Below are 25,093 nucleotides of genomic sequence, written 5' to 3'. Positions count from 1 at the left end.
TCTCCTGTTGTGGACGGGAGAGCGTATCAGCAATCGGACAGTGAGGGTATGCAAGATGGATCGACAAGAGGTTTTGACGAATCTGGCAATGAAGCAGCATGAATGGCCTGAGCACATGACATCCTTAAGGATGGCGGGTCTTGAATTTTGCGAAGAAGAATGGCTCGCCGAACGCGAGCGGCTGATCAACAAGCCGAGCTGGTGCGATGATGCGCCTGTCTGGGCTAAATGGCTAGCTCAAGACCATGAAGGCCGTTGGTGGTGGCTAGATGATCGACCTTTCATGATGACAACTGCATCCGAATGGCAGATAAATTCAGGAATAATCAAGTGCATTGCATCTTATGGAGCCACGCCGGCAGGCTATGAATGGCGCCATACACTGGAAAAGCGGCCTGATCAGTGCAATGAGTACGAAGATGATGCATTCGACCACGTGCAGCGGGACATTGATCGGCGAAATGCCGAGCGTGAGCGACTGATTGGCAAGCCGAGCTGGGATGATGCGCCGGACGATGCGCGGATACTGGTACAGCACGATGATGGCGGGTGGCTGTTCGGCACTTTCCTTTCAGCATACCCGCATCATGATAGCGGGGGCTGGATAGGTGAAGGGGCAGGCATGTGGTTGAGGGGGATGTGTCCTGGCTATGTACCCGCGGGGCATGACTGGACCCAAACGCTGGAGGTGCGGCCAGAACTGCGCAACGAAGACGAAGACGACGCGTTCGCTCACGTGCAGCGCGATATTGATCGGCGCAATGCCAAGCTTGCCAGCAAATACCATCGGGAGATCGCACCGGGTGTATACGTTGATGTTTATGACGTGCTGACGGCATGGCAGGTAACCAACCCGGCTCTGCAGCACCTGATCAAGAAAGCACTATGCCCCGGAGGTCGCGGCCACAAGACAAAGGCAGAAGATCTCAACGAGATCATCGCATCAGCGAAACGAGCAAAAGAAATTGAATCCTGATAGCCGCCATTGAGCGGCTTTGTTTTGGAGAACACCATGGCTGAAGCATACGCAATGAAAGACACGCAGCATGAACGGTTGCTGATGGACATGATCGAGCGGCTGGAAGATGACAAGCACCGGCTGCTGAACGAGCTGTATCCGAACGACATCGACATCACACTAGATGATGGCGCATACATGCCGGAAAAGGCGCACGCAACGGACGCTGGTTTCGATCTGCGGGCGATCAGCGGCGCGCACCTTTGGCCCGGGCGCAGCGCGCTGATCCATACGGGCGTGCACGTGGCCATCCCTGAAGGGTACTACGGTCGCGTCGCGCCTCGCTCAGGACTGGCAGTAAAGAACGGACTGGACGTGCTCGCTGGCGTCGTGGACTGTGGATATACCAACGAAATCGGTGTGGTTCTGATCAACCTCGGAAGCCAGCCCTATGACGTGAGCCCCGGAGACAAGATCGCTCAGTTGGTCGTTGAACGCATATTTACCGGCAAGCTAAGGCGGGTCGGTTCGCTGGATCAGACAGAGCGTGGCAATAATGGGTATGGGTCAACGGGGATGTGAAATGAAAACGATGGCCAAAATATTATGTATCCTCGGTTTGTTTTGGATTGTCTGTTATCTCTTGTCTCTGGCCACACACCTCAGCCTAATGGAGTGCGCTGTACTCGCCATGGCTGTCAACTGGGCGAGAGATTTTGTCGAGATAAAAGAACTTCAATACACCATGATTCGAGTTCTTAGGTATCTGAATAGGGGGATTCATGGCTGACGCAGCAGACGACGCAAACGAGCTGGCACAGCAGCACATTGACCAGCTACTGAACAATCGGCAGCGCGGGCCGAGGCTGAGGCCGTGCGGCGAATGTCATAACCCGCTGTGCGGAAACGAGCTGGATGATGACCGGGCGCTGTTTTGCGGCGCCGAGTGTTCAATGGAATGGGAAAAGCGAAATGGGTGACTGGATCAGCGTTGAAGATTTTCTTCCAAATGAAAGAGATCCGATTCTCATGGTGGCTATCAATGCTAAAGGAGGTAATTATACGACGGATATATACGCAGGTTGGTGGCGTGGCAGCGAGATAGAAAATAGTGGAGAGAATTGGGCTAGATGGCCACATGATTTTGAGCCGACGCACTGGCAACCCCTGCCACCACCACCGGCAAATGCATGACTGGCACACCGCCCTCACCTCTCTGCAACAATACGCCGATATTCAATCCCACGATCCGCACTGTCGGGTCGGATCCGCACTGATCTCACCCTGCGGTCTCATTGCTCACCGAGACGTCAATCAGTTTCCACGCGGCATCGCAAATGATGAACGCTGGCATGACGTTGATGCCAAGCTTGATCTGGTTATTCACGCTGAGCAAGCAGTGCTGCATGGCTATCTGCATGACGTGAGCGGCTGGACGATGCTGATCACGAAATGTCCGTGCCATCACTGCGCACAGGCGATGATCCAGAGAGGTATCAGCAGGGTGATATGCCCGCCCTACCGGGTGGGCAGCAAATGGGAGAGATCGCACAGGCTGGCGCAGGAGATGTTCAGAGAAGCAGGCGTTAACTACACGGAGTTGACACAATGACATGGATCATCGCAGCAATCGCATATTTTCTACTCTGCGCAATCGTCATGCGAATGCAGGTTGATGGCGGGCGGGCAGATGATCTGGAGGCTCGATATGCAGATGAGCAAATGGTACGCAGCGATGGTGGCGTTGGAATGGCGCTATCTGAAGCGGAGTATGTCGGAAGCAAGCGAGCTGCATAGAGCAAGGCAGCGTGTGGCTGAGCTGGAACGGGAGTTAAAGGAGATAAAGATGGGTAACACGAGGAACAAAAGCGATGATACATGAACCTATCAGCCTTGCTGCCTACGTATTGGCTAAGGCTTCAGGTGGAAACCCCGTTGTCTCCACAGTGACTGTTGGTATTTTCTACCTGATGTTTTCAATTCTGGAGGCCGGAGTAGAAAAGATGGCCTTTGGCAAAAGGTTTGAGCACTGGCTTGATCCAGTATTCGCTCTAGCGTTTATGTCGTTTGCGGCTTATGCGGTATGGAAGTGCGCAATCATTAACGTTCAGGCGTAAGGGAGATTAGAGATGAAAGATCAGGCGAAAAGTGATCTGGTGGCAGAGAATGAAAGGCTGAGGGCAGAGCGTGACGGCTGGATTGATTCAGCGCGCTACCACGCTAATGGGCAGGAGTTCTACCACGGCATTGTGCGAAAGATTGGCGCGCTTTTTGGAGAGGCGGCGCGCACCAGTGACGATGGCTCAGTGCAGGACGACATTCTGGCGCTTAGGCTCCCTGAGCTGGTGCAGGAATTGCAGATCGAGTGGGATACACTGGCAGCGCATGTGATACGCATGAGAAAAGTCTTTACCCAACTGCACCTGAAATCGCCGTCACCTGTAGAAGTGCTCCAAGCTTATTCATATGTGATGCGCGACACCCCGAGTGCCTCACTCGCAGCACGTGACAAGCGCATTGCTACGGCCGCTTTTAAAGCCGGGTTCGAAGTGAGTGGCGAAGGTTTCAACGGAGAATATCCGTCCGACGCAACGGAAACGTCCATATTTAAAGATGATCTGCAAGGGTACCTGAAAAGCATTGAGCGCGGGGAGGAATCATGAAGGAATGGAAGCAGCGCACAGGCTACTACAACGGCAAAACGCAAGCCGAGATTGATCAAGACGAGCGCATGACAGAGCTGGCGAGAGCGCAATACGTCGAGGCAACTCAGGCGATTGTGACGAAAGCGCGGCAGGATCGGATGCGGGCAACATACACGCGGTATGATGAGAATGGGGAGGTGATTGATGAGTGATCGAGCTGAGGGTTGGTATTACTGCCGTGACAGATACGGTGACAGACTGGTTCTTTTCTGGTCATCAGAAATGGGTTGGATTACAAGCCGTAATTACAGTCTGGATTGCGGATACTGCAAAAAGATCTCACGCGTAGAGCAGAGGATACCTGAGCCGGAAGAGGATTGGGTGACGGTGCCGAGGGTTCCGACAGATGAAATGAGGGCCGCTCAGCGCGCGTCAATCATGGATATCCAGGGTGGGTACGACTCGTATGCTGATCCGTGGGAAGCTATGATCGAAGCAGCGCCCAAGCCGTAGGAGGCGATATGAGCGATAGAGAGATGCTTGAATGTGCGGCGAAGGCTGCGGGTTTGAGATTCGCTGTTGAGCAGCGGCCGAACGGCGAATCAGTAACCCTCGTTATCGATGAGGAGAAATGCGGCAATGAGTGGAATCCGATCACGAACGACGGGGACGCGTTCCGGCTTATTGCAGAATTAGAGCTTAACGTCTTTCACGTATCTGGAAATGCATATGCAATGCCGTCAGATTCTGATGAACCGGAGTCGATATGCTCGTATCGGGATTCAGGCGGGAAAATTCAGGCACAACGCCGAGCTATTACGTTAGCCGCTGCCCGGATTGGAGGGTATGAAGGGTGAGCGAGGCGAGAAATCGGAGGCAATATGGCAACAGTGACGTTTGTACCGCAGTGCGTAGCTGAAAAGATATGCGGTGAGTTCGGCTTTACCATCAGCATCATGCCGCCCGGGGAGCTGGCCAACATCAACGGTGACTACGGACGCCTGCACTTCGACGACACAGAAACGCCCTGCCCCGGCCTCGTCATGTTCGATACCACCATGGCGAGCAAGGCTATCGGATGGGCAGAGATCAACGTCGACGATGGCGGGTCGCTTCTCGTTCATTGCGAAGCCGGCATATCCAGATCGGCCGCCGTAGCCCAGTGGCTGGCCGACAATATGGGATATGAGTTGGTCATGCACCCTGACGGAATTGGCACAACTCAATTCTACAACAGGCACGTATACCGAACGCTGGATGCTGCGAACGGCAACAATATGGCGGCATGGTATGCGGAGCAGGAGATGAAATACAGGATGATGACATGACATGGCCTGAATGGATCGCCATACCGCTGCTGGCACTCGTTTTGGCAGCAGGTATCTGGAGACGCCGAGCCACTGCTCGGCTTTTTTATGCGCAGGAGGAAGTGATGAGAGAAATGGTTGAAGTGGATGTGTGTGATCTTGAAGGATCGGCGCTTGATTACGCAGTGGCTAGGGCAGTCGGTCATGATGTGACATTCGGGCAATGGGGGCCAATTCACTATGGCGCGATAGTTACTCAACCAGTAGATATAGCGCCTGAACAGACAGTTCCTTTTAGGCCATCAACTGACTGGTCGCAGGGCGGCCCGCTGATTGAAGAGTGCATCACAAGTGCAGAAAAATATTCAGGCGAAGAGCCGTGGTATACATGGCCCATGCCTGTCGGGATCGGGTCGTGCTGCGGCAGAACGCTGCTTATTGCCTCCATGCGGGCAATCGTGATGTCAGAGATTGGTGACCCGGTTCAGGTGCCGAAGGAACTGATGGGATGAGGGATGACTACACATGATGATCAAGCCAAGAATGCGAAGGCAGCGGTCAGGAATGTGGAAGTGCTGGGCGATAGCGAGCGACGGTAGAGTCATAGCCGGATATTCGATTATGCCGAATGCAGCTTACCAAAGTTTCTGTCGCAGATTTTATGACTATGCGCTGGCAAATAAACCGATGACAAAATGGGAGCGGATGTTATGGCGAGGGATGGAAATCCTAAAAAAGAAAGGTTGGTAAACTTAAAATCAAGAGGCAGCTTATATCCGAAATGGCGATCCGAGCTTGGCGCTGACTACTCGGGGGCAGTGGAGATCATCCTTAATGGATGGAAGCAAGATATTTTGCGGGATATGTGCGTCGATCATATGGGCCTACATGATCAGGGCTGCCTTCAATGTGATTCGACATAACGACATCTGTGGAAAGAGAAAGCAATGACAATCGACAGCGACCTTCAGTCCATCAAAGACATCGGATTTACGCACACCATTGACCGCATAGAGCGTCACTTCAAGGCCGAAGCGGCGCGAGAACTGGCAATGAAGCGTCCGCCTGACAGCGTGCAGCGGGCATGGTTGCTGGAAGAGGCGCAGAAATATCGGGAGGGGTGATGGACAAGCAATTCTACACCTATGCCGAGGCAGCCCCGCTCCTCGGCTTTTCTTCGCATCGGACCATCAGGCGACTCGTTGAGTCGGGGAAGCTGGCAGCATCCTACCCGCTGCCCCGATCGCCTCGAATTCATGCTGAAGAGATCACGCGCTTTGCTCGCGAGCACTCTGCTGTGCATACTCAGTGCGGCGCGGAGCCAAGCGTGTCTGGCAGGAGAAGGACATGCCGCGAAAACAGAAAGACGGGCTCTACCAGCGGTCAGGCTCGCCGTACTGGTGGGCCAGCTGGATCGGAGCAGACGGAGAGCGTCATCGACAGTCTACTAAAATCCGGGTAGATCGCGCTGGTGCTCAGCAAGAGGCCGATGCGCTTCTGAGCAAATGGAAGTACGAAGCGCATCAGCAGCGTGTGTGGGGCAAGCCCCAGGAGAAGCAAAAGCACGCATTGAAAGACGTTCTCGATGCTTACATGGCTGCCAAGGGCTATGTGCAGTCATTTGGGCGCAGTCGTGCTGCATACATCGTCAGGCATGTCATGGAGGCGTTCGACGGCCGGATGATCGAGGACATCCATCCATCGGAAATACGGGCGTATCGCCGCCGGCGCAGGGAGAGCGTCGGGGCCAGCACCGTGAACAAGGAGACCGGACTGATCAGCGCTGCGTGCAACTACTGTCGCAACGAACTGGACTGGGATATTCCCAACCCGGCTCACCGGCAGAAAGAGCAGGAGCCGCGGGGGCGGACCCGATGGGCGGAGCGCAGCCAGATCGAGCGCCTGATAGCCGTGGCTGACCGGAACAAACGGGCGCCATGGATCGGAGATCACATCCGCTTGTCGGTGTTTACAGGTCTCAGGGCGGGAGACGTGAGCGCTCTGACATGGGATCGGGTGGATATGCAGAGATGTCTACTGCGAATCCCGAGTCGTCAGAATCGCAAGATGAAGGAAGACCGGATCGTGCCGCTCAACGATGAGGCCATGAAAGCCATCAGGGGCAGAAAGGCGTTCAGGGACAGGAATTGCCCGGAATCGCCCTGGGTGTTCTGCAACTGGAAGGGAGAGCGCATAAAAGATATGAAGCGCGCATTCAATACAGCAATACGCGAGGCGGGCATCGAAGATTTTAGACGTCACGATGCCCGCCACACGTTTGCCAGCTACCTGCTGAATGCCGATGTGCCGATGGAAGTCCTGAGCAAGGCAATGGGGCACTCTGACATTAACACAACCCAGCGCTATGCTCATTTGAGACCCACAGCTGTGCAGGAGGCCGTCAACCGGCTATCTGCACAAAATAGTCACACTGGAGAGAGCAACCATGATTGACCCATCATCATCACTGCTCTAGATTGTTGTTTGTAGGCCGTTATTCAGGCCGAGCGGGCATAGCTCAGTTGGTAGAGCATCAGCTTCCCAAGCTGAGGGTCGCGAGTTCGAGCCTCGTTGCCCGCTCCATTTCCCCTGTCCCCTCTTTTGCTCCCTGCAGTCATCCTCGCACTGCCGAAACTGTCGTGTCGGTACCACAGGACTTGTCATTCAGCCTGCTGCAGACGATGCCTGCTGCCCTCGCGTATCCAGCCCGGTGGTCTGCCATGCTTGGCCTTTCCGCCCGCACGGATACGTCATTTCCGTTTGCAACGGCTGCCCACCCGAAACCTTACATTATTGCAAGATTTTGATATTCAAGCCTTTTCCCGACATGTTTCAGCAGGTTTACACTTTAGTCGCAACATGTCAGGCATTGATTGACCCTGACATGAACGGTGATTAACTCTCGCTCAAGCCGGAACTTTTCAGCGTCGATTCCGACAACCGCAAACGCTGAAAAAATCTCTCCGATTGACAGCAGGGGTTCATCTTCATGTTCAACAAATCACGCTTCATGGGCCGGGCACTGGGGTGGGTGACGGCCGCCACCCTGGCGCTTGGCGCTTCCACCGCCTTCGCCTTTCAGCCCTCGGGCAAGGTCGACTGTATTGCGCCTTCCGATCCGGGCGGCGGCTGGGATTTCACCTGCCGCAGCGTGGGACGCTTGCTCGAGCAGCTCGATCTGGTTCCCGCCAGCGTCCAGACAACCAACATGGCAGGTGCCGGTGGCGGCGTGGCCTACGCCCATACCGTCAGCAAGCGCCGCAAGGATGATCAGTTGATCGTGGCGGCCAGTACGGCGACCACGACCCGCCTGGCACAGAACCAGTTCCCCGGCATGTCGGCCGACATGGTGCGCTGGACAGCCGCCCTGGGAGCGGATTACGGGATCATCGCGGTCGGTAGTGACTCCCCCTACGACAGCCTGCCCGAACTGATGGATGCGCTGAAGAAGAATCCGGGCAGCGTCTCGTTTGCCGGCGGCAGCGCTACCGGCGGCTGGGATCACCTCAAGGTATTGCAGACCGCCCGGAAGGCGGATGTTGATAACCTGCGCCGGATCAAGTACCTCTCCTATAACAATGGCGGCGAGGCGATCACCCAGGTCATCGGCGGTCATATTGATGCCTTTACCGGCGACATCTCGGAGTCCCGGGGCTTCATCGAATCCGGTGATCTCAAGGTGCTGGCCGTGCTTGCCGATCAGCGCCTGCCGGAGCCGCTGGACGATCTGCCCACTGCCAGGGAACAGGGTATTGATGAAGTCGCTCCCAACTGGCGCGGTTTCTATCTCCCGAAAGGCGTTTCCGACGAGACCTACCAGTGGTGGGTAGACACCCTTGATCAGGTGTATGCCAGCGATGAGTGGAAGAAGGTCATGCAGCAGAACGGCCTGATGCCCTTCCACAAGTCCGGCCAGGAGTTTGACGCATACGTTCAACAGCAGATCAAGGAGCTCCAGCAGCTCTCTCGCGAGATCGGGCTGGTGCAATGAGCTTTCTGAACGATCGCATCTTCGGGGTCCTGATGCTGCTGCTGGCCGTCGCGTACGGCTGGCAGGCTCAGCAGATCCCGGTATCCTTCGGCGGTGGCGGGCCGGTAGGCCCTTCCACCTTTCCCACCCTGCTGGCCGTGGTACTCGCCCTGACCAGCCTCTATCTGATGGTTCGACCGGACCCCGACAATGCCTGGCCACTGGGGCGTACCCTGCTCGAGATGATCATCGCCGTACTGGTTCTGATCGTCTACACCCTGACCCTTGAGCCCATCGGCTTCCCGATCGCCACCACCCTGGGGGTGGCCATCCTCTGCTGGCGCATGGGGGCACCGCTGCTGCGCGCCGGCCTGGTGGGGGTGTGCGGCGCCGCGATCGGTTACGCCCTGTTCAACTACGGTCTTGAACTGACCCTGCCCGCCGGCCTACTGGAGTTTCAGTGATGGATACCCTCAATGCCCTGCTCGCCGGCTTTGGCGTCGCCCTGACGCCCATGAACCTGCTGCTGGCGCTGGCCGGCTGTTTTCTCGGCACCCTGATCGGTGCCCTGCCCGGGCTCGGCCCGGCCAACGGTGTCGCCATCCTGATTCCGCTGGCCTTCACGCTCGGCCTGCCCCCGGAATCTGCCCTGATCATGCTGACGGCCGTCTATGCCGGGGCGATGTATGGTGGCCGGATCTCCTCCATCCTGCTCAACATCCCGGGGGACGAACCGGCGATGATGACCTGCCTGGATGGCTATCCCATGGCACAACAGGGCAAGGCAGCCGAGGCACTGGCCATCTCTGCCGTGGCCTCCTTCGTCGGCAGCCTGATTGCCTGTGTCGGCCTGATTCTGCTGGCACCACTGCTGGCCCGGTTCGCCCTGACCTTCGGAGCCGCCGAATACTTCGCCCTGTTCGTGCTGGCCTTTGCCACCCTGGGCGGCATTACCGGCAAGAACCCGATCAAGACCCTGATGGCGGCGGCCCTGGGCCTGATGATGTCGACCATCGGCATCGATATTTCCACCGGCAGCCAGCGATTCACCTTCGGCATCCTCGAGCTCTACGAGGGCATCGATTTCATCATTGCCATCGTGGGTCTGTTTGCCATCTCGGAGCTGCTGTTCTTCATCGAGCGTCGTGCCGGCGACGGGGACAGCAGCGTGAAGATGAATCGTCTCAAGCTGCGCTGGCGGGAGATCGTGGCCGTGCTGCCCACCAGCCTGCGCAGTGGCGTGGTGGGGTTCATCTCCGGGGTACTGCCGGGTGCCGGCGCTTCACTGGGCAGCTTTCTGAGCTATACGGTGGAGAAACGCATGCTCGGCAGCAAGAACCGCTTCGGCGAAGGTGACCCGCGGGGTGTGGCGGCACCGGAGGCAGGCAACAATGGCGCGGCCAATGGCGCACTGGTGCCGATGCTGACGCTCGGCATTCCCGGCAGCGGCACCACTGCCGTGCTGCTGGCAATGCTGGTCTCGCTCAACATCACGCCGGGGCCGATGATGTTTCAGCAGCATGCCGAGATCGTCTGGGGCGTGATCGCCGCGCTGCTGATCGGTAATCTGCTGCTGCTGCTGCTGAACATCCCGATGGTCGGCCTCTTCGTGAAGATCCTGTCGGTGCCGCCGAAATATCTGATGCCGCTGGTGACCCTGGTGGCCATTGTCGGCATCTACTCGATCAGCCACTCGACCTTCGATCTGTATTTCATGATCGCCTTCGGGGTACTCGGTTATCTGCTGCGCAAGCTGGAGATACCACTGGTACCGATCATTCTGGGGCTGCTGCTGGGCCCGGAAATGGAAAAGAACCTGCGCCATGCGCTGAGCCTCTCCGATGGCGACTGGTCGGTCCTCTGGTCCACGCCGCTGTCCGTCACCATCTGGGCGATTGCCCTGCTCGGGCTGATCCTGCCCTGGCTGGTCGGTCCGATGCTGCGCCGCCGCATGGAGGCCAAACGCCACAATGGCCGATGACCGAAGTCCACGCCCCACTGCGGGCGTGGTTTTCTTTCAAGCCCGCACCCCCCTAAACTGAGGCCTCCACGGACACATGAGGAACGCGGCCTTGAACGCGCCCAGCGAAGACGGCTGTTGTCGATGCCGAGCCCCCTTTCCCTGCTGCAGACCTCCTGACCTGCCAGCCTGCAGGAGAAGCCATTCATGACCGCCTGGCTCGATCCCGCCTGGCTGTTCGATCCTGCCGCCTGGGCAGGCCTGGCAACGCTGATCATCATCGAGCTCGTGCTGGGCATCGACAACCTGGTCTTCATTGCCATCCTCGCCGAACGGCTGCCCCCGGCACTGCGCGAGCGCGCCCGTATCACCGGATTGTCGCTGGCGCTGATCATGCGGCTGATCCTGCTGCTGTGCCTCTCCTGGCTGATGGGACTGACCCAGCCACTGCTGACCCTCTTCGGTCATGTCTTCAGCGGCCGCGATCTGATCCTGCTGAGTGGCGGGCTGTTTCTCATCTACAAGGCCACCAGCGAGCTGCACGATCATATCGACACCGCCTCACCCGGCGAGGAAGGCGGGAATCAGGTCTACGCGGCCTTTTCCACCGTGGTGGCACAGATCGTGATCCTGGATGCGGTCTTCTCGCTCGACTCGATCATTACCGCCGTGGGGATGGTCGATCACCTGCCGGTCATGATGATTGCCATCGTATGTGCCATGACCCTGATGCTGCTGGCCAGCCGCCCCCTGATGCGTTTCATCACGGCGCATCCCACGGTCATTCTGCTCTGTCTGGGGCTGTTGCTGATGATCGGCTTCAGTCTGGTCGCCGAGGGACTCGGGCTGCACATTCCCCGCGGCTATCTCTACTCCGCCATCGGTTTCGCCATCATCATCGAACTGCTCCAGACCCTGCGCCAGCGCAAGAGCCAGCAGCCACAGACTCGCTACGGCACTCGTCGGGCACGTACCGCCGCTACCGTGATGCGGCTGCTCGGCAGCAGTGATCCCGGGCTGAGCCGCCACTCCCGGGCGCCGGCCGGAGAGTCGCACAGCGAGGAAGCACTCGCGCTGTTCGACATGACCGAGCAGCACATGGTGCGAGGCGTGCTTTCGCTGGCCGACAAGCCGATCGAGGCGATCATGACGCTCAGGCGCGATATCGACTGCCTCGATCTGACGGACACGGCCGAGCATCAGATCGAACAGTTGCGCAACAGCCCGCACGCCAGCCTGGTGGTCATCCGTGACGCTGCCCGCGATGCCCCGCTGGGCATCGTGCGCAAGCGCCGTCTGCTTGATGCCGCGCTGGCCGGGCAGCCACTGAACGTGGCTGCAGCCCTCGAACAGCCGCTGGTCCTGCTGGAAAACGTGTCGGTGGTCGAGGCCCTCCAGCAGTTCCAGCGCAGCGGTGAACGGCTCGCCTTTGTCGTTGATGAATTCGGCACGCTGGAAGGCATCGTGACCATGCTGGATATTCTCGAGGATATTGCCGGCGAGATGCCGGGCGGCAGCGAGGCGACCACCCGCGTTCGGCGCGTCAGCGAGGAGTGTTTCGAGGCCGATGCCAGCGAGGATATCGTCGATATCAACCAGCAGTTGCCCGACCCGCTGCCGCTGGGGCGCGACTACACCAGCCTCGCCGGGCTGGTGGTCGATCGTCTGGAGGATCTGCCGCATGTCGGCGCCCGGGTCACCGTGCCGCCCTGGCAGATCGAGGTCCGGGATATCGAGCGCCATCGGGTCAGACGGGTCCGCCTGTATCGTCAGCCCGAGGCGGAGTAGCCTGCCACGGCGCCCGCCGCGGGCTTTTCCTGCCTCCGCCATCGCGGTATCCTGGCAAGGCCGGTTCCCGCCGGCCTTGCCCATCCGTTCCTTGCAGGTATTGCGACGATGTCCACTTCCGGCAGCGCCATTCGGCTCGCACCGCTGGCGACCACCGGCCAGCATCACGCCCACGCCCACCGTCAGATCGTGATCGGTCTGTCCGGTGCCGCCGAGTTCGACATCGACGGCGCCCGGGGGCATGTCACCGAACGCACGGGCTGTATCGTGCCGGCCGGCCGGGAGCACTACTACCGTGGCGTGGGCGACAACAGTCAGCTGATCATTGACCTCCCCGACGCGGCCCCGGGGCTCAATGGCGCCCACCACCATCATCGGCACCTGTTCGACCAGCCCCGCTATTTCACGCTCGACACGACCCTGTGTCTCTATCTGCAGTTCATGGTGGCAGAGATGAACGAAGCGGCCACCGACGATCACAATCTGCTGACCACCACCCTGCTGGCCTCGCTCAGCCGCCGCCTCGCGCCCGAGGCAGCCGCACCCCGTTCGCGCCTGAACATCCGCGATCTTGATGAATGGATCGAGCAGCATCTCGCCGAAACCCTGAAGGTGAAGGATCTGGCGCGTCGGGCCTGCCTGAGCACGGCGCACTTCACCGAACTGTTTCGCGACCATACCGGACTGCCGCCCTACCGCTATATCCTGCACAAGCGTCTGGGTGCTGCGCGGGCACTGCTCGAGGAGACGACCCTGCCGCTGGTCACCATTGCCGAGCGTACCGGCTTCGCCAATCAGAGCGCCCTTTCACACGCCTTTCGGCGTCATTTCGGGCAGTCGCCGGGATCGCTGCGCATCCCCCGGCAACACTGAGCGAGCGCTACCGGCGCATGAGTTCAGCGGAATTAACCGGCAATCCGACAATGCGACCCGCGGATTCGACAAGACGATGACACCGCAAACCCTCTAGAGTCGAAATTACCCGGATTCCGGATGCGTCACAGTGACGCATGCCCGCCCAGACCATTTGCCCACCGCACTGTCCGCTCGAAACAGTCATCATGATGGTTCATCGACTCACGGTGCGGTACCGTCCAAGGGAAGTTGCCATGCTGAAAGCCGAACAAATACTCGACCCCACCACCTGGCAGCAGGACCTCACTACCCAGTTCGAGCGCATCAGCGAGCACTACATCATCAGCGAGGATGACTGGGTTCGCGAACTGGCCGCCCTGCTGGATACCGATGACGCCGATTTCCAGCGCATCGGCGAGCGTACCGCCGAGCTGGTGCGGGACGTCCGCGCCATGGACAGTGCCGTCGATTCGATCGACGAGCTGCTGACCCAGTACAGCCTCGATACCCGGGAGGGGCTGATGCTGATGTGCCTGGCCGAAGCCCTGCTGCGCGTCCCCGATGCCGAAACCGCCGACGCCCTGATCGAGGACCGTCTCGGGGTTGCGGACTGGCAGCAGTATGTCGGTCAGAGCGACTCCTGGCTGGTCAATGCCTCCACCTGGGGGCTTCTGACCACCGGCCGGGTCATATCGCTCGATCAGCCCCGCGAGGGTCGCCCCGCCGGTTTCATCAACCGCATGGTCAATCGCATGGGCGAGCCGGTAATCCGTCAGGCGATGCGGCAGGCGATGAAGATCATGGGCCGCCAGTTCGTGCTGGGACGCACCATTGATGAAGCACTCAAGCGCTCGAAACCGCTGTTCGACAAGGGCTACACCTACTCCTACGACATGCTGGGAGAAGCGGCTCTGACCCGCCCCGATGCCGAGCGCTATTTCGAGGATTACGCCAACGCCATTCGTTCGGTCGGCAGTGTCAGCAGCCGGCTCTCCGAGCGCACGCCGGCTCCGTCGATCTCGATCAAGCTCTCGGCGCTGCATCCGCGCTACGAATTCGGCCGACGCCAACAGGTGCTCGAGGAGCTGGTGGCAAGCGTCCGTCAGCTGGCCACCATGGCGCGCGAGCGTAACGTGGCACTGACCATCGATGCCGAGGAAGTCGATCGCCTGGAGCTGTCGCTGGAGGTTTTCCGGGCCGTCTACGAAAGCGAAGTGTGCCAAGGCTGGGGGGGCTTCGGACTGGTGGTGCAGGCCTACTCCAAGCGTGCCATGCCGGTGCTGCACTGGCTTACCCGGCTTTCAGGGAACCGGGGAGATATCATCCCCGTGCGACTGGTCAAGGGCGCCTACTGGGACAGCGAAATCAAGGAGGCCCAGGTACTGGGGGTCGATGGCTATCCGGTCTATACCCGTAAATCCTGTACCGATGTGGCCTATCTTGCATGTGCCCGGTATCTGCTTTCCGACAATGCCGCCGGGCGCCTCTTCCCCCAGTTCGCCACCCACAATGCGCACACCATCTCGACCATCCTCGACATGGTGGGCGAGCAGCAGCGGCCATTCGAGTTCCAGCGCCTGCACGGCATGGGCGAAGCACTTTATGAGGCCGCCCTCAGGCGCGCCCCCGAGGGCACCTGGTGTCGCATCTATGCCCCCGTGGGGGCCCACAAGGATCTGCTGCCCTACCTGGTTCGGCGGCTGCTGGAAAATGGCGCCAACTCCTCGTTCGTACATCAGCTGGTCGATCCGCGTGTGCCTGTCGAGTCACTCTGCATTCATCCGCTGCAGTCGCTGGCCGAGGTGGAGCACTACTACAACACCCGCATCCCGCTGCCGGGTGAGCTTTACGGTGACAGACGGCGCAATTCCAGGGGCATCAACCTCAACATCCACAGCCAGTTCCAGCCCTTGATGGACGAGATGGCGCCCTTTCTCGACCGTCAGTATCGGGCCGCACCGCTGGTCGGTTTTCAGCTCGATGCAGATGATGCAGCAAGCTGCCCGGTCACATGCCCCTGGGACCATGAACGCACCATTGGCGAGGTGCGCTGGACCACTGCCGAGCAGACCCGCCAGGCCATTGCGGTCGCGTGCGAGGCCTTCCCGCGCTGGGATGCCACGCCGGTCGAGGAGCGCGCCGCCATTCTGGAGCGCTTCGCCGACGCCCTGGAAGCCCACATGGCCGAACTGATGGCGCTGTGCTGCATGGAGGGTGGCAAGCTGTTGAGCGACGGGGTCGCCGAAGTCCGCGAGGCGGTCGACTTCTGCCGCTACTACGCAGCCCATGCCCGGGAACTGTTCGGCTCGGCCACCCGGTTGCCCGGGCCAACCGGCGAGTCCAACGAGCTGATGCTGGCCGGCAAGGGGGTGTTTGCCACCATCAGCCCCTGGAACTTCCCGATTGCCATCTTCTGCGGCCAGACCGTGGCCGCTGCCGTGGCCGGCAATACCGTGCTGGCCAAGCCGGCCGAGCAGACCTCGCTGATCGCCCACCGGGTGGTCGAGCTGCTGCATGAAGCGGGAATGCCGCGGGAGGTCGTGCAACTGCTGCCCGGTGACGGGCCCACCGTCGGTGCCGTGCTCTCCGGCGATCCGCGCATCACCGGCGTTGCCTTTACCGGCTCGACCGATACCGCACGCCTGATCAATCGTTCGCTGGCCGAGCGGGACAATGCGCCCCTGCCAACCCTGATCGCCGAGACCGGCGGGCTGAATGCCATGATCGTGGACTCTACCGCGCTGCCCGAACAGGTCGTCGCCGATGTGGTGGCGTCAAGCTATCAGAGCGCCGGTCAGCGCTGCAGTGCCCTGCGCGTACTCTATGTGCAGGAGGACATCGCCGAGCGGATCATCGACACCCTGCGCGGCGCCATGGCGGAACTGGCTGTCGGCGATCCGACCCGGCTGGCAACCGATGTCGGCCCGGTCATCGACGAGGACGCCCGCGCCGGGCTGCAGGCGCACATCGATCGCCTGCGCAGCGAAGGCCGGCTGCTGGCCGAGACGCCCATCGATCCCGCTACCGCGGCACGCGGTACCTTCATTGCACCCGCGGCCTTTCGCATCGATGGTATCGATGCCCTGGAAAGCGAGCAGTTCGGCCCCATCCTGCATGTCGCCACGTTCAAGTCCGGTGAGATCGATGACGTTATCGATACCATCAATGCGCGTGGCTACGGGCTGACCTTCGGGATACACAGTCGCAACGAAACCTTCTCCCGGCATGTTGCCGATCGCATCCGGGTGGGTAACGTTTACGTCAATCGCAACATCATCGGCGCCGTGGTCGGCGTTCAGCCCTTCGGGGGACAGGGCTACTCGGGGACCGGCCCCAAGGCCGGCGGACCGCACTACCTGCTGCGTTTCGCCACCGAAAAGGCCCGGACCATCAATACCGCAGCACTGGGCGGCAATGCTTCACTGCTGGCACTGGGTGATGAATAGGGGGCCCAGGCCCCCCTTTCGCTGATCCGGCAGGCCATGCCGGAGACCCTGAAACTCGTTACAACAATGGCAAGGGACAACAGACAATGGTCGAAAACAACATACTCATCGGCATCACGTTTGCCCTCTACCTGCTGCTGATGCTGGGTATCGGGCTCTACGCCTATCGCCGTACCGCGAATCTTTCCGACTATATACTGGGCGGGCGCTCGCTGGGCCCCTGGACCTCGGCGATCTCCGCCGGGGCCTCGGACATGTCGGGCTGGCTGCTGCTGGGGCTGCCGGGTGCCGCCTACGTCAGCGGGCTTTCCGCGGCCTGGATCGGCATCGGCCTGCTGGCCGGCACCTGGCTGAACTGGCTGATCACGGCACGCCGGCTGCGCATCTACAGCTACATTGCCAACGATTCGCTTACGCTTCCGGAATTCTTCGAGCACCGCTTCGAGGACCACTCCCACCTGCTGCGGGTCATTTCGGCGGTATTCATCCTGCTGTTCTTCCTGTTCTATACCAGTTCGGGGCTGGTGGCCGGCGGCAAGCTGTTCAATACCGTCTTCGGCCTCGATTACACCGTGGCGGTTACCGTGGGCACCATCGCCATCATCTCCTATACCTTCTTCGGCGGCTTTCTGGCCGTCTCCTGGACCGACCTGATCCAGGGGCTGATGATGGCCGCTGCGCTGCTGGTCGTGCCGATCATCGCACTGACCGACATGGGCGGTTTCAGCGAGGCCGCCTCACGCATCACGGCCGAGAACCCCCAGCTGCTGGAGTGGTTCCGCGATGCCTCGACCGGCGAGCGGCTGACCCTGATCGGTATCATCAGCTCGCTCGCCTGGGGACTGGGCTACTTCGGTCAGCCGCATATCCTGGCGCGCTTTGCCGCCATCCGCAGCGACAGTGATATCCCGGTGGCCCGACGGATTGCCGTCACCTGGTCGGCACTGGGGCTGATCTGCGCCGTGGCCGTCGGTCTGCTGGGGCTGGTCTATATCCCCCGTGATCTGGGCGACAGCGAGAAGATCTTCATGATCATGGTCAATACCATCTTCCACCCGGTCGTGGCCGGCGTGCTGCTGGCTGCCATCCTCGCTGCAGTGATGTCGACGGCCGACTCCCAGCTGCTGGTCTCCTCCTCGGCGCTTGCCGATGATTTCTACAAGGCCATCTTCCGCAAGAATGCCACGCAGAAGGAGCTGGTCTGGGTCGGCCGCCTGTCGGTCGTCGGCATTGCCATCATTGCCTACCTGTTTGCCCTCAACCCCGACTCCAGCGTGCTGGAACTGGTCTCCTACGCTTGGGCGGGCTTTGGTGCAGCCTTCGGCCCGGCCCTGGTCATGGCACTGTTCTGGCGCCGCATGAACCGCTGGGGCGCACTGGCCGGGATCGTCATCGGCGGGGTCACCGTAGTGATCTGGGCACAGCTGTCCGGCGGGCTCTTCGACCTCTACGAGATCGTGCCGGGCGTGGTCTTCTCGTATCTGGCCATCTGGATCGTCAGCCTGCTGACCGGCGAACCCGCCGCCCGGGTTCAGCAGCACTTCGATGAGGCCCGCCAGCAACACGGCTGAACCGGCAACGGGCCCCTGCCAGCGGGGCCTGGTGCAACGCAAAAAACCCCGCGTCGATGATCGACGCGGGGTTTTTTCACTCTATCACGAGGCGGCCGAGGAGGAGCGGCTGCCGCGCGGGATCAGTGCACGAACTTCATGGCAAAACGCAGCAGGGCACGCACGATAAAGCCGATAATGGCGAGCAGGATCAGGGTAGTCAGCGTCGAAATCGGATTCACCGCCAGGGTGGCGATCACGATCCCCAGCGCCACGCTCCAGATATAGCGATCATACTCATCAACCTGCAGGGCTTCCGGCAGCGCGCGGCGTACCACCCCCGAAAACATGCTATTCCAGTCCGCCCATATCGCAATGGCGACGACCACGAACACCACCAGCCAGATCAGGGTCAGCATTCTCGAAATCTCCGAACATTCTTGTTGCGATGACAGTATCGTCGGGCATTCTAGCCGCTTGGCCTGGCCCCTGCACAGGTGCCCCCGGCGCCTCCGGCAGAAATGCGGAAAATTCACCCGCCATGGGTTGAAATCGCGCCATGAGGAGCCACCTAATGATCTAACGTGACGCAAGACATCTTCATGTCCCGGCATGATGATCCACTGCGCCGTGCATTTCACATACCCTTACCAACGACTCAGGGGCTTAACCATGCAAATCGCCGACAACACAGTCGTCGCTTTTCATTACACGCTGACGAACGACGCCGGAGAGGTTCTGGACAGCTCCGAAGGTCGTGAACCGCTGACCTATCTCCACGGTTCGGGCAACATCATCCCCGGCCTCGAAAAGGAGCTTGCCGGTCATAACAGCGGTGATCAGGTCAAGGCGCGGGTCGAACCTTCGGAAGGTTATGGCGAAGTCCAGCCTTCGCTGGTTCAGGATGTACCGCGCGACGCCTTCCAGGGTGTCGAGGACATCCAGCCCGGCATGCAGTTTCAGGCTCAGACCGAAGGCGGCCCGCTGCTGGTAACCGTCACCAAGGTGGAAGGTGACACCGTGACGGTTGACGGCAACCATCCGCTGGCTGGCGAAACGCTCAATTTCGATGTCAACGTGCAGGAAGTGCGCGAAGCCAGCTCCGAAGAAGTCGAGCATGGCCATGTACATGGCGAAGGCGGCAGTGAAGAGCAGCACTGAGCCAGTCACCGGTTCGACCGCTTATCAGGAAGGCGACCCCCGGGCCGCCTTCTTTCATGTTGCCTTCGCTGCTGCCTGCCGCCCTGCGCTGCCGACTTCAGCGTTTCGCCATGGCGGGAGGGCAAACCCCGGCCTGCCGGCCTCCACGACCCCAAGCGCCGTCATGCGAGCGGCACGCTCGGCTCTTGCCAGACGATCGCGACCGGCCAGCCGGCGATAGCCGAGAATGACCCGGGCCGGCAGCAGCAGTGCCTGAACGCCGGCATAACTCCAGGCAATGACGGGAAAGTAGTGCGGCCAGACGCAGGCGGCTACCAGAATCAGCAGCCGTGGTGTGGCGTGCGTGATCATGTCCAGCAGGCGCAGCGCCCAGTGCGCATGCCTCAGCACGCCTCTTCGCTGCCCGGTCTGGGCCTCGAACCGGGCAATGCTGATATCCAGTGCGCTGCCCGTTGCCAGCAGAATCAGTGCCGGCAACGCATTCTGCGCCGGCTCTGCCAGAGCAAAGCCGAGCAGAAACAGCATGCGAGAGAGCACTTCCAGACAGGCATCGAGAAAGCGCCCGGCAGTCTCGTCCTCCCCCATGGTCCGTGCCAGCGCACCATCAAGCCCGTCAAAGAAGCGATTGAGCAGCAACCCCGCCAGTGCCGCCATGTAGAAATGCAGCACCAGCATGACCATGACGAATACCGCCAGCGTCAGCCCCGTCAGAGAGGCCCCCAGGGGCGTCACCCGCCAATAGATCGAATGCCTTGCCAGCCAGCGAAGCGGCGGCTGGGTAGCGCGTCTCAGCCAGCGATCCAGCATCGAAACCTCGGTAACATCGTGTTACTTTTATTTTAAACCACCTGCGCTTCCCGTGTCGCCGGGTCGACGCGATCCCCGTATCGAAACCGGATTTCCGACCCCGGCCCGGCTGCCCCGGCACGAGCGCACCTCGCCCCGGCCGGCACCCTGGCGTGCCCGGGCAAGAGCATACCTGGCCCGGCGCGGCCACGGGTCAACCCCGTACCAGCTGGCAACGCTCCATCCGTCGCAGCAGCTCGGCAATGGTCAGGGTAATGCAGAAGACCGCCAGTGCTGCCGCCACTACCCCCGGCCATTCGGCCAGTTTCCAGAAGGGTTCGAGATAAAAGCCGCCCAGACTGGCACCAAGATAATAGAACATGAGATAGAGCGAAGAGGCACTGGCGCGCGCGCCGATCGCCTGACGACCTACCCAGCTGGAGGCCATCGAGTGGCACATGAAGAACCCGAAGGCATTGAAGCACAGTCCGGCCACAATGATGGGCAGTGAGCCTGACAGGGTGATCAGGGTCCCTGCCATCAGCAGCACGATACCCGAGATCATCACCGCCGGCTGGGAGAGCCTGCCGGTCAGGCGTCCCGAAAAGGCCGAGCCGACCGTCCCGCCGAGATAGGTCAGAAACAGCAGCCCCAGCCACTGGGTGGCCAGCCCGAAGGGCGGCGCCGAGAGCCGAAAGGTGATGTAGCTGTAGAGGTTGACGAAAACGAAGAAGTTGAGCCCGCCAAGCAGATAGGCGCCCAGCAGCATGCGATTGCGCAGGTGGCCCAGCAGATCGCCTCCCATCCTGCGCAGGTTCAGGCTGCGGGGAACAAAGGAGCGCTGATGGGGCAGCAGCCACAGGAACACCAGCCAGGCCACGACACTGAGCAGCCCGACCACCACGAAACTGGCGCGCCAGCCCCAGACACCGCCCACGGCACCACCGATGACCCGGCCACTGATACCACCCAGTGAATTGCCGCTGATATAGAGGCCGACTGCCATGGTCAGCGCCGGGCGGGTGAACTCGTCCCCCATCCAGGCGACAGCCACGGCGGGCAGCCCGCCCAGCAGGAACCCCTGCAGCGCGCGCAGCGCCAGCAGGCTGGCATAGCCCGGCGCCAGCGACAGCATCAGGGTGCAGACCGTTGCCAGCGCCATGGTGATCAGCATCAGCGCGCGACGCCCGATCGCATCCGAAAGCGGGCCGAATATCAGCAGTGCAATCGCCAGGGTCAGCGTGGCCACCGACAGCAGCCAGCTGGCCTGCAGCGACGACAGGTTCAGGTCTTCACCCACGCGAGGCATCAGTGGCTGAATGGCATAAAGATTGACGAAAATCAGAAAGGAACCGAGGCTCAGCGCCAGGGTTGCTCGCCACCACCGTGGCGTGCGGGGTTCGATGCTCAAGTGACCTCCCTGCCAACTCAAGGCACGACGAAGCGGCAGCCATTACCGCTTCGCCAATGGACAAGTCATCATGATGCCATGAAACGGGCGGACACCGGACATTTCATGGCCGAATGGCCGCGCGGACTAGCGGGACGCCGTTCGCATGACCAGCAGCTGGGCGGCCTCGGGACGGCGCGCCTGCCAGTAGTGACTGATCCAGTAGGGGTTATCCAGCTTCGACATCCTGACACCCGATGAGCTCGAAGCGTGCAGGAACATGCCATTGTCGACATAGATGCCGACATGACGGTCCCGGCGGGAGGGTCGAAAGAAGATCAGATCACCCGGCTGCAGCTCATCGCGGGCGATCCGCTGGCCTTCAAGCACCTGACCCGCCGTAGTGCGCGGCAGGCGGACATCGAAGCTGTCGCGATAGATACGCTGCACCAGGGCCGAACAGTCGATCCCGGCGCGGGTCTCCCCGCCGTAGCGGTAGGGCGTGCCGGACCAGGCGGATGCCTCACCCAGCAGGGTTTCGCGGATATCGGCCAGTGACACCGACTGCATGAAATGCTCAAGCGAGGAGCGCATTTGTTGCCTCGACCGGGCCGAACCGGCCGAGCTGACGGCCAGCGCTGACGCGGCATCCACCCTCGTGGCAGCGCTCGAGGATGCCGTGTTCTGAGCTGCGCAGCCTGCAAGCAGCAACAGCACGACACTGCCGGCTCCCAGCCTGCGCAGAAGCGGGTAATGCATGGTGTGACCCTTTTTATCGATCCGGCCGGCGCGCCAGCCGGTATCATTATTCACCGTGTGCGGTGCCCGGCCCCTGGCGCCGTGCACGTCAGCGGGATCATAAAGGCTATCGCTCTGATTGACGATACCTAATGAAAAACAACGGTGTTTTTTAATCGCCTCCTGCCCGACTCAACCGTTCGCCTCACACTTTTCCGCCAGAGCGATCGTCCTGCGGGCCCAATCCCCTTCAGTGCAGAATGCTGCGATCCTGGCTGAGGACATCGACATGCAGGGCCGGCCAGTGTCCCGGTGCGGCGCCGGGAAAATCCAGGCTCGCCCAGGCGCCTGCCAGCGGCGGAGTACCACAGAGCCACATCATCAGCGCACTGCGCAGCTCTTCGAGCAAGCGGTGGCGCTCGGGAACACCCATCATGAAAAAGCTGTAGCCGGCATAGAGTCCCCGGGCATAGGCGCGCCAGTCACCATAGTGTTGCCGGGCCAGGGCCAGGGCACGCTCGAGATAGTGATTCATGGCATCTTCATCCAGCCAGCCCAGCTGGCGGCCGGCGACACACAGATCCGCCAGCTGGGCAATGTCCCAGGCGGCCATGTCGAGGTCGTTGCACTGCTGATCATTGTCCCGTACACGACGCAGGCGATCGAGATGTACCTGATCCTCTTCGCTGCACTGCCCGGTCTCCATGATTGCGATCTCCTCGCGAAGACGCGGCAGATTGAGCGTATAGGGGGCATAGGTGATCTGATACTCCTGACGATCGCCCGCCTCGCTCAGGAAGTCGAGAAAGTCGCGCAGCGCCGTTGCGCTGCCTAGCCCGTAGTGGCTGTCCAGCCAGTCGCGCAGCTCGCCGGTCTGGCGATTCTGCTGCATCTGCGGCATGCCCCAGTTCGGGGTGTTGAGCGGTCCGCTCAGGGCCAGGGCAGTGAACTGTTCGAGCGTGGGCCGCGGGCCGGGCTCCTGCCACTCGCCCGCCAGGTATTCCAGCCAGTGAAAGGGGCTGCCGGGATCATTCAGATGCCATTCAAGATCATCGGCCAGCGACGCGTCGGGGTCTTCCGGCAGCACCCGCTCCCAGGCCAGCCAAGCCTGCAGCAGCCGCTCGGGCGTGGCATAGAGACGCCCCAGCACACCGGCAAACGAGCGCTGCAGCCGCTGCTGCACCTCTTCCTCGCCCACGTCGCCATCCTCGAGCATGGCCAGCTGAAAGCCGAAGCGCTCCGCCATCACGATGGTCGCGGCATGCTCACGGCATTCGGCAAGCTGCCCCCTTACCGTCAGCCACTCCCGCGAGGGTCGCCCGAACGGTGTATCGGCTGGCGCCAGCGTGCGATGCGCGGCATCGCTGGCCAGCTGATTGAGGTGATGGGCCTGCCCCGGCAGCCAGTAACGGGAGATCGCCGATACCCCTTCCTGCGGCCACCAGTCCAGCGTCTCCTGCAGATACCGGCGGGCTTCCCGGCGACGCTGGTCATCGGCCGGGGCTGCCATACCCTGCCGATAGAACAGATCGGGATCGCGTACTCCCGCCACCGCCAGCACCCAGTGCCGGGCCCCCGAGCGCCACTGACGAATGCGCTCCCGGGACGCTGCCAGCATCGTCTCATCCACCAGGGCGGCGGGCGGGTGCTGCCAGGGCGTGTGCCGGCCGTGAAGCAGCAGCTCGGCGCGGGCATCGGTTTCAGTGGTCAGATCACGTCCTTCGAACAGACTGGCTCCGCGCTGCCAGGCCGCCAGCATGCCGGCCCAGTCATCATGGCGCTGCAGCAGCAGATCCATGCCATGAACCGCGAAATCCACGGCTTCCTGCTCCTCCAGCCAGCCCATCAGCCAGCCGGCGCAGGCCAGATCGATCAGCCGCAACCAGTCCCATGCGGCCCAGTCCGGTGTCTCGTCACGCCCCACGAACTGCAGCAGCACCCGACCGTAGTCCTCGTTCTCGCCCAGTCCGGCACGCCATTTCAGCCGTTCGGCAGAGGTCATCCGCCGAATGCGGCGATAATCGAGATCCCAGCCGTACCGATGCCCCTGCCCGCCGAGCCAGAGCAGCATCCGGATCAGCTCACTGCGGTCGGTGATCGCCCAGGTGCGCGTCAGAAACAGCGCCACCTCCGGCCAGTCGCATGCGCTGTCTCCCTCCGCCTCGGGCATCGGCGCCAGCAGCGCGCGCGCGCGCCAGATGGCCGCACGTCCCCGTGGCCAGGGATCATCCTCGTCAGCGGGCGTGCGCCCCTCGCTGACCGCGGCCAGACGCGCCAGCCAGTGATCGATCGCAGTCTCGCCCAGCCAGCCGGCACAACCGCCCAGGGCCAGCAGCAGCAGTGCCCGGGGACAGTCTGCCGGCTGCTCACCACTTTTCATCAGCTGCCAGGCCAGCGCACCCCGATCCTCGATCGCCAGTGCACGCAGTCTGGCCCTGGCGCGCGGCGCACTCAGCATGCGTGTCGGGTCATCGGCCATGGGCCAGCCATGGCGCGTGAGCACTCTGACCCACCAACCCCTGTGCGTGTCGTTCACTAC

At 61.1% G+C, this 25,093-nt stretch carries 26 protein-coding genes and 1 tRNA gene; 22 read left to right on the top strand and 5 right to left on the bottom strand.

Annotation, left to right across the window (positions count from 1 at the left end):
• Positions 1–55: 55 nt before the first annotated feature.
• The 21 genes from C7446_RS16605 (at position 56) to putP (ending at position 18,500) form a co-directional block, all read left to right on the top strand.
• Positions 56–976, top strand: coding sequence for a hypothetical protein (locus C7446_RS16605; RefSeq protein WP_211327952.1), 921 nt, complete (start codon positions 56–58; stop codon positions 974–976).
• 36 nt (positions 977–1,012) lie between these two features.
• Complete coding sequence (dut, locus tag C7446_RS12470) at positions 1,013–1,540, top strand: dUTP diphosphatase (RefSeq protein WP_211327951.1); 528 nt, start codon at positions 1,013–1,015, stop codon at positions 1,538–1,540.
• A 390-nt stretch (positions 1,541–1,930) separates the two neighbouring features.
• Entirely contained in the window at positions 1,931–2,152 is a 222-nt protein-coding gene (locus C7446_RS12460) for a DUF551 domain-containing protein (RefSeq protein WP_170150081.1), read from the top strand.
• Positions 2,145–2,570: a cytidine/deoxycytidylate deaminase family protein gene (locus C7446_RS12455; RefSeq protein ID WP_170150080.1), complete on the top strand. Its 426-nt coding sequence runs from the start codon at positions 2,145–2,147 to the stop codon at positions 2,568–2,570. The genes C7446_RS12460 and C7446_RS12455 overlap by 8 nt, the downstream gene beginning before the upstream one ends.
• Positions 2,567–2,755 (top strand): hypothetical protein, encoded by a 189-nt coding sequence (locus C7446_RS16355; RefSeq protein ID WP_147408768.1) that lies wholly within the window; start codon positions 2,567–2,569, stop codon positions 2,753–2,755. The genes C7446_RS12455 and C7446_RS16355 overlap by 4 nt, the downstream gene beginning before the upstream one ends.
• A 74-nt stretch (positions 2,756–2,829) precedes the next feature.
• The gene (locus C7446_RS12445; protein WP_121173439.1) at positions 2,830–3,075 is read left to right on the top strand and encodes a hypothetical protein; all 246 of its coding nucleotides are present in this window, start codon (positions 2,830–2,832) and stop codon (positions 3,073–3,075) included.
• A 12-nt stretch (positions 3,076–3,087) separates the two neighbouring features.
• Complete coding sequence (locus C7446_RS12440; protein ID WP_121173438.1) at positions 3,088–3,621, top strand: hypothetical protein; 534 nt, start codon at positions 3,088–3,090, stop codon at positions 3,619–3,621.
• On the top strand, positions 3,618–3,815 hold the full coding sequence (locus C7446_RS12435) for a hypothetical protein (RefSeq protein ID WP_121173437.1): 198 nt from the start codon (positions 3,618–3,620) through the stop codon (positions 3,813–3,815). Before C7446_RS12440 ends, C7446_RS12435 begins: the two co-directional genes overlap by 4 nt.
• A gap of 309 nt (positions 3,816–4,124) precedes the next feature.
• On the top strand, positions 4,125–4,460 hold the full coding sequence (locus C7446_RS16350; protein WP_147408767.1) for a hypothetical protein: 336 nt from the start codon (positions 4,125–4,127) through the stop codon (positions 4,458–4,460).
• 24 nt (positions 4,461–4,484) lie between these two features.
• Positions 4,485–4,931, top strand: a complete 447-nt coding sequence (locus tag C7446_RS12430; RefSeq protein WP_121173436.1) for a dual specificity protein phosphatase family protein — start codon at positions 4,485–4,487, stop codon at positions 4,929–4,931.
• Positions 4,928–5,422 (top strand): phage protein NinX family protein, encoded by a 495-nt coding sequence (locus tag C7446_RS12425; RefSeq protein WP_170150079.1) that lies wholly within the window; start codon positions 4,928–4,930, stop codon positions 5,420–5,422. The genes C7446_RS12430 and C7446_RS12425 overlap by 4 nt, the downstream gene beginning before the upstream one ends.
• A 435-nt stretch (positions 5,423–5,857) precedes the next feature.
• Positions 5,858–6,034, top strand: a complete 177-nt coding sequence (locus C7446_RS16485; RefSeq protein ID WP_170150078.1) for a hypothetical protein — start codon at positions 5,858–5,860, stop codon at positions 6,032–6,034.
• Positions 6,035–6,257: 223 nt separating this feature from the next.
• Positions 6,258–7,364 carry a tyrosine-type recombinase/integrase gene (locus C7446_RS12415; RefSeq protein WP_121173433.1) on the top strand — a complete coding sequence of 369 codons (1,107 nt, stop codon included), beginning with the start codon at positions 6,258–6,260 and terminating at the stop codon, positions 7,362–7,364.
• 53 nt (positions 7,365–7,417) lie between these two features.
• Positions 7,418–7,493, top strand: a tRNA-Gly gene (locus tag C7446_RS12410).
• Positions 7,494–7,899: 406 nt separating this feature from the next.
• A complete protein-coding gene (locus C7446_RS12405) occupies positions 7,900–8,901 on the top strand; it encodes a Bug family tripartite tricarboxylate transporter substrate binding protein (protein WP_425454113.1) in 1,002 nt (333 codons plus the stop codon).
• Positions 8,898–9,344 carry a tripartite tricarboxylate transporter TctB family protein gene (locus C7446_RS12400; protein WP_121173432.1) on the top strand — a complete coding sequence of 149 codons (447 nt, stop codon included), beginning with the start codon at positions 8,898–8,900 and terminating at the stop codon, positions 9,342–9,344. Before C7446_RS12405 ends, C7446_RS12400 begins: the two co-directional genes overlap by 4 nt.
• Complete coding sequence (locus C7446_RS12395; protein WP_121173431.1) at positions 9,344–10,861, top strand: tripartite tricarboxylate transporter permease; 1,518 nt, start codon at positions 9,344–9,346, stop codon at positions 10,859–10,861. The genes C7446_RS12400 and C7446_RS12395 overlap by 1 nt, the downstream gene beginning before the upstream one ends.
• A gap of 186 nt (positions 10,862–11,047) precedes the next feature.
• Entirely contained in the window at positions 11,048–12,628 is a 1,581-nt protein-coding gene (locus tag C7446_RS12390) for a TerC family protein (RefSeq protein WP_121173430.1), read from the top strand.
• A gap of 108 nt (positions 12,629–12,736) precedes the next feature.
• Entirely contained in the window at positions 12,737–13,501 is a 765-nt protein-coding gene (locus C7446_RS12385; RefSeq protein ID WP_121173429.1) for an AraC family transcriptional regulator, read from the top strand.
• 236 nt (positions 13,502–13,737) lie between these two features.
• Positions 13,738–16,929, top strand: coding sequence for a bifunctional proline dehydrogenase/L-glutamate gamma-semialdehyde dehydrogenase PutA (gene putA / locus C7446_RS12380; RefSeq protein WP_121173428.1), 3,192 nt, complete (start codon positions 13,738–13,740; stop codon positions 16,927–16,929).
• A gap of 86 nt (positions 16,930–17,015) precedes the next feature.
• Complete coding sequence (putP, locus tag C7446_RS12375) at positions 17,016–18,500, top strand: sodium/proline symporter PutP (protein WP_121173427.1); 1,485 nt, start codon at positions 17,016–17,018, stop codon at positions 18,498–18,500.
• Between the two features lie 122 nt (positions 18,501–18,622).
• Here the strand turns inward: putP and C7446_RS12370 are convergent, their stop codons facing one another.
• Positions 18,623–18,898, bottom strand: coding sequence for a hypothetical protein (locus C7446_RS12370; protein ID WP_121173426.1), 276 nt, complete (start codon positions 18,896–18,898; stop codon positions 18,623–18,625).
• A 253-nt stretch (positions 18,899–19,151) separates the two neighbouring features.
• On the opposite strand from C7446_RS12370, the gene C7446_RS12365 reads away from it, so the two are divergent.
• Positions 19,152–19,640, top strand: a complete 489-nt coding sequence (locus tag C7446_RS12365) for an FKBP-type peptidyl-prolyl cis-trans isomerase (RefSeq protein ID WP_121173425.1) — start codon at positions 19,152–19,154, stop codon at positions 19,638–19,640.
• A 54-nt stretch (positions 19,641–19,694) separates the two neighbouring features.
• Here the strand turns inward: C7446_RS12365 and C7446_RS12360 are convergent, their stop codons facing one another.
• From C7446_RS12360 to C7446_RS12345, 4 genes are all read right to left on the bottom strand, one after another.
• The gene (locus tag C7446_RS12360; RefSeq protein ID WP_121173424.1) at positions 19,695–20,447 is read right to left on the bottom strand and encodes a CDP-alcohol phosphatidyltransferase family protein; all 753 of its coding nucleotides are present in this window, start codon (positions 20,445–20,447) and stop codon (positions 19,695–19,697) included.
• A gap of 193 nt (positions 20,448–20,640) precedes the next feature.
• On the bottom strand, positions 20,641–21,837 hold the full coding sequence (locus C7446_RS12355; protein ID WP_245977842.1) for an MFS transporter: 1,197 nt from the start codon (positions 21,835–21,837) through the stop codon (positions 20,641–20,643).
• Positions 21,838–21,963: 126 nt separating this feature from the next.
• Entirely contained in the window at positions 21,964–22,386 is a 423-nt protein-coding gene (locus tag C7446_RS12350) for a C40 family peptidase (protein ID WP_121173423.1), read from the bottom strand.
• 418 nt (positions 22,387–22,804) lie between these two features.
• The gene (locus C7446_RS12345) at positions 22,805–25,033 is read right to left on the bottom strand and encodes a DUF1266 domain-containing protein (RefSeq protein WP_121173422.1); all 2,229 of its coding nucleotides are present in this window, start codon (positions 25,031–25,033) and stop codon (positions 22,805–22,807) included.
• Positions 25,034–25,093: the final 60 nt, after the last annotated feature.

The sequence above is a fragment of the Kushneria sinocarnis genome, from assembly GCF_003633775.1.
GTDB lineage: Bacteria > Pseudomonadota > Gammaproteobacteria > Pseudomonadales > Halomonadaceae > Kushneria > Kushneria sinocarnis.
The sequence above is the reverse complement of the archived record's forward strand: the minus strand, read 5'-3'. Positions and strand labels throughout refer to the sequence as shown.

Bases quoted from the DNA above. Each gene is read 5' to 3' on its own strand.
- C7446_RS16605 (WP_211327952.1), top strand. From the start codon at position 56: ATGGATCGACAAGAGGTTTTGACGAATCTGGCAATGAAGCAGCATGAA.
- dut (WP_211327951.1), top strand. From the start codon at position 1,013: ATGGCTGAAGCATACGCAATGAAAGACACGCAGCATGAACGGTTGCTG.
- C7446_RS12460 (WP_170150081.1), top strand. From the start codon at position 1,931: ATGGGTGACTGGATCAGCGTTGAAGATTTTCTTCCAAATGAAAGAGAT.
- C7446_RS12455 (WP_170150080.1), top strand. From the start codon at position 2,145: ATGCATGACTGGCACACCGCCCTCACCTCTCTGCAACAATACGCCGAT.
- C7446_RS16355 (WP_147408768.1), top strand. From the start codon at position 2,567: ATGACATGGATCATCGCAGCAATCGCATATTTTCTACTCTGCGCAATC.
- C7446_RS12445 (WP_121173439.1), top strand. From the start codon at position 2,830: ATGATACATGAACCTATCAGCCTTGCTGCCTACGTATTGGCTAAGGCT.
- C7446_RS12440 (WP_121173438.1), top strand. From the start codon at position 3,088: ATGAAAGATCAGGCGAAAAGTGATCTGGTGGCAGAGAATGAAAGGCTG.
- C7446_RS12435 (WP_121173437.1), top strand. From the start codon at position 3,618: ATGAAGGAATGGAAGCAGCGCACAGGCTACTACAACGGCAAAACGCAA.
- C7446_RS16350 (WP_147408767.1), top strand. From the start codon at position 4,125: ATGAGCGATAGAGAGATGCTTGAATGTGCGGCGAAGGCTGCGGGTTTG.
- C7446_RS12430 (WP_121173436.1), top strand. From the start codon at position 4,485: ATGGCAACAGTGACGTTTGTACCGCAGTGCGTAGCTGAAAAGATATGC.
- C7446_RS12425 (WP_170150079.1), top strand. From the start codon at position 4,928: ATGACATGGCCTGAATGGATCGCCATACCGCTGCTGGCACTCGTTTTG.
- C7446_RS16485 (WP_170150078.1), top strand. From the start codon at position 5,858: ATGACAATCGACAGCGACCTTCAGTCCATCAAAGACATCGGATTTACG.
- C7446_RS12415 (WP_121173433.1), top strand. From the start codon at position 6,258: ATGCCGCGAAAACAGAAAGACGGGCTCTACCAGCGGTCAGGCTCGCCG.
- C7446_RS12405 (WP_425454113.1), top strand. From the start codon at position 7,900: ATGTTCAACAAATCACGCTTCATGGGCCGGGCACTGGGGTGGGTGACG.
- C7446_RS12400 (WP_121173432.1), top strand. From the start codon at position 8,898: ATGAGCTTTCTGAACGATCGCATCTTCGGGGTCCTGATGCTGCTGCTG.
- C7446_RS12395 (WP_121173431.1), top strand. From the start codon at position 9,344: ATGGATACCCTCAATGCCCTGCTCGCCGGCTTTGGCGTCGCCCTGACG.
- C7446_RS12390 (WP_121173430.1), top strand. From the start codon at position 11,048: ATGACCGCCTGGCTCGATCCCGCCTGGCTGTTCGATCCTGCCGCCTGG.
- C7446_RS12385 (WP_121173429.1), top strand. From the start codon at position 12,737: ATGTCCACTTCCGGCAGCGCCATTCGGCTCGCACCGCTGGCGACCACC.
- putA (WP_121173428.1), top strand. From the start codon at position 13,738: ATGCTGAAAGCCGAACAAATACTCGACCCCACCACCTGGCAGCAGGAC.
- putP (WP_121173427.1), top strand. From the start codon at position 17,016: ATGGTCGAAAACAACATACTCATCGGCATCACGTTTGCCCTCTACCTG.
- C7446_RS12370 (WP_121173426.1), bottom strand. From the start codon at position 18,898: ATGCTGACCCTGATCTGGCTGGTGGTGTTCGTGGTCGTCGCCATTGCG.
- C7446_RS12365 (WP_121173425.1), top strand. From the start codon at position 19,152: ATGCAAATCGCCGACAACACAGTCGTCGCTTTTCATTACACGCTGACG.
- C7446_RS12360 (WP_121173424.1), bottom strand. From the start codon at position 20,447: ATGCTGGATCGCTGGCTGAGACGCGCTACCCAGCCGCCGCTTCGCTGG.
- C7446_RS12350 (WP_121173423.1), bottom strand. From the start codon at position 22,386: ATGCAGTCGGTGTCACTGGCCGATATCCGCGAAACCCTGCTGGGTGAG.
- C7446_RS12345 (WP_121173422.1), bottom strand. From the start codon at position 25,033: ATGGCCGATGACCCGACACGCATGCTGAGTGCGCCGCGCGCCAGGGCC.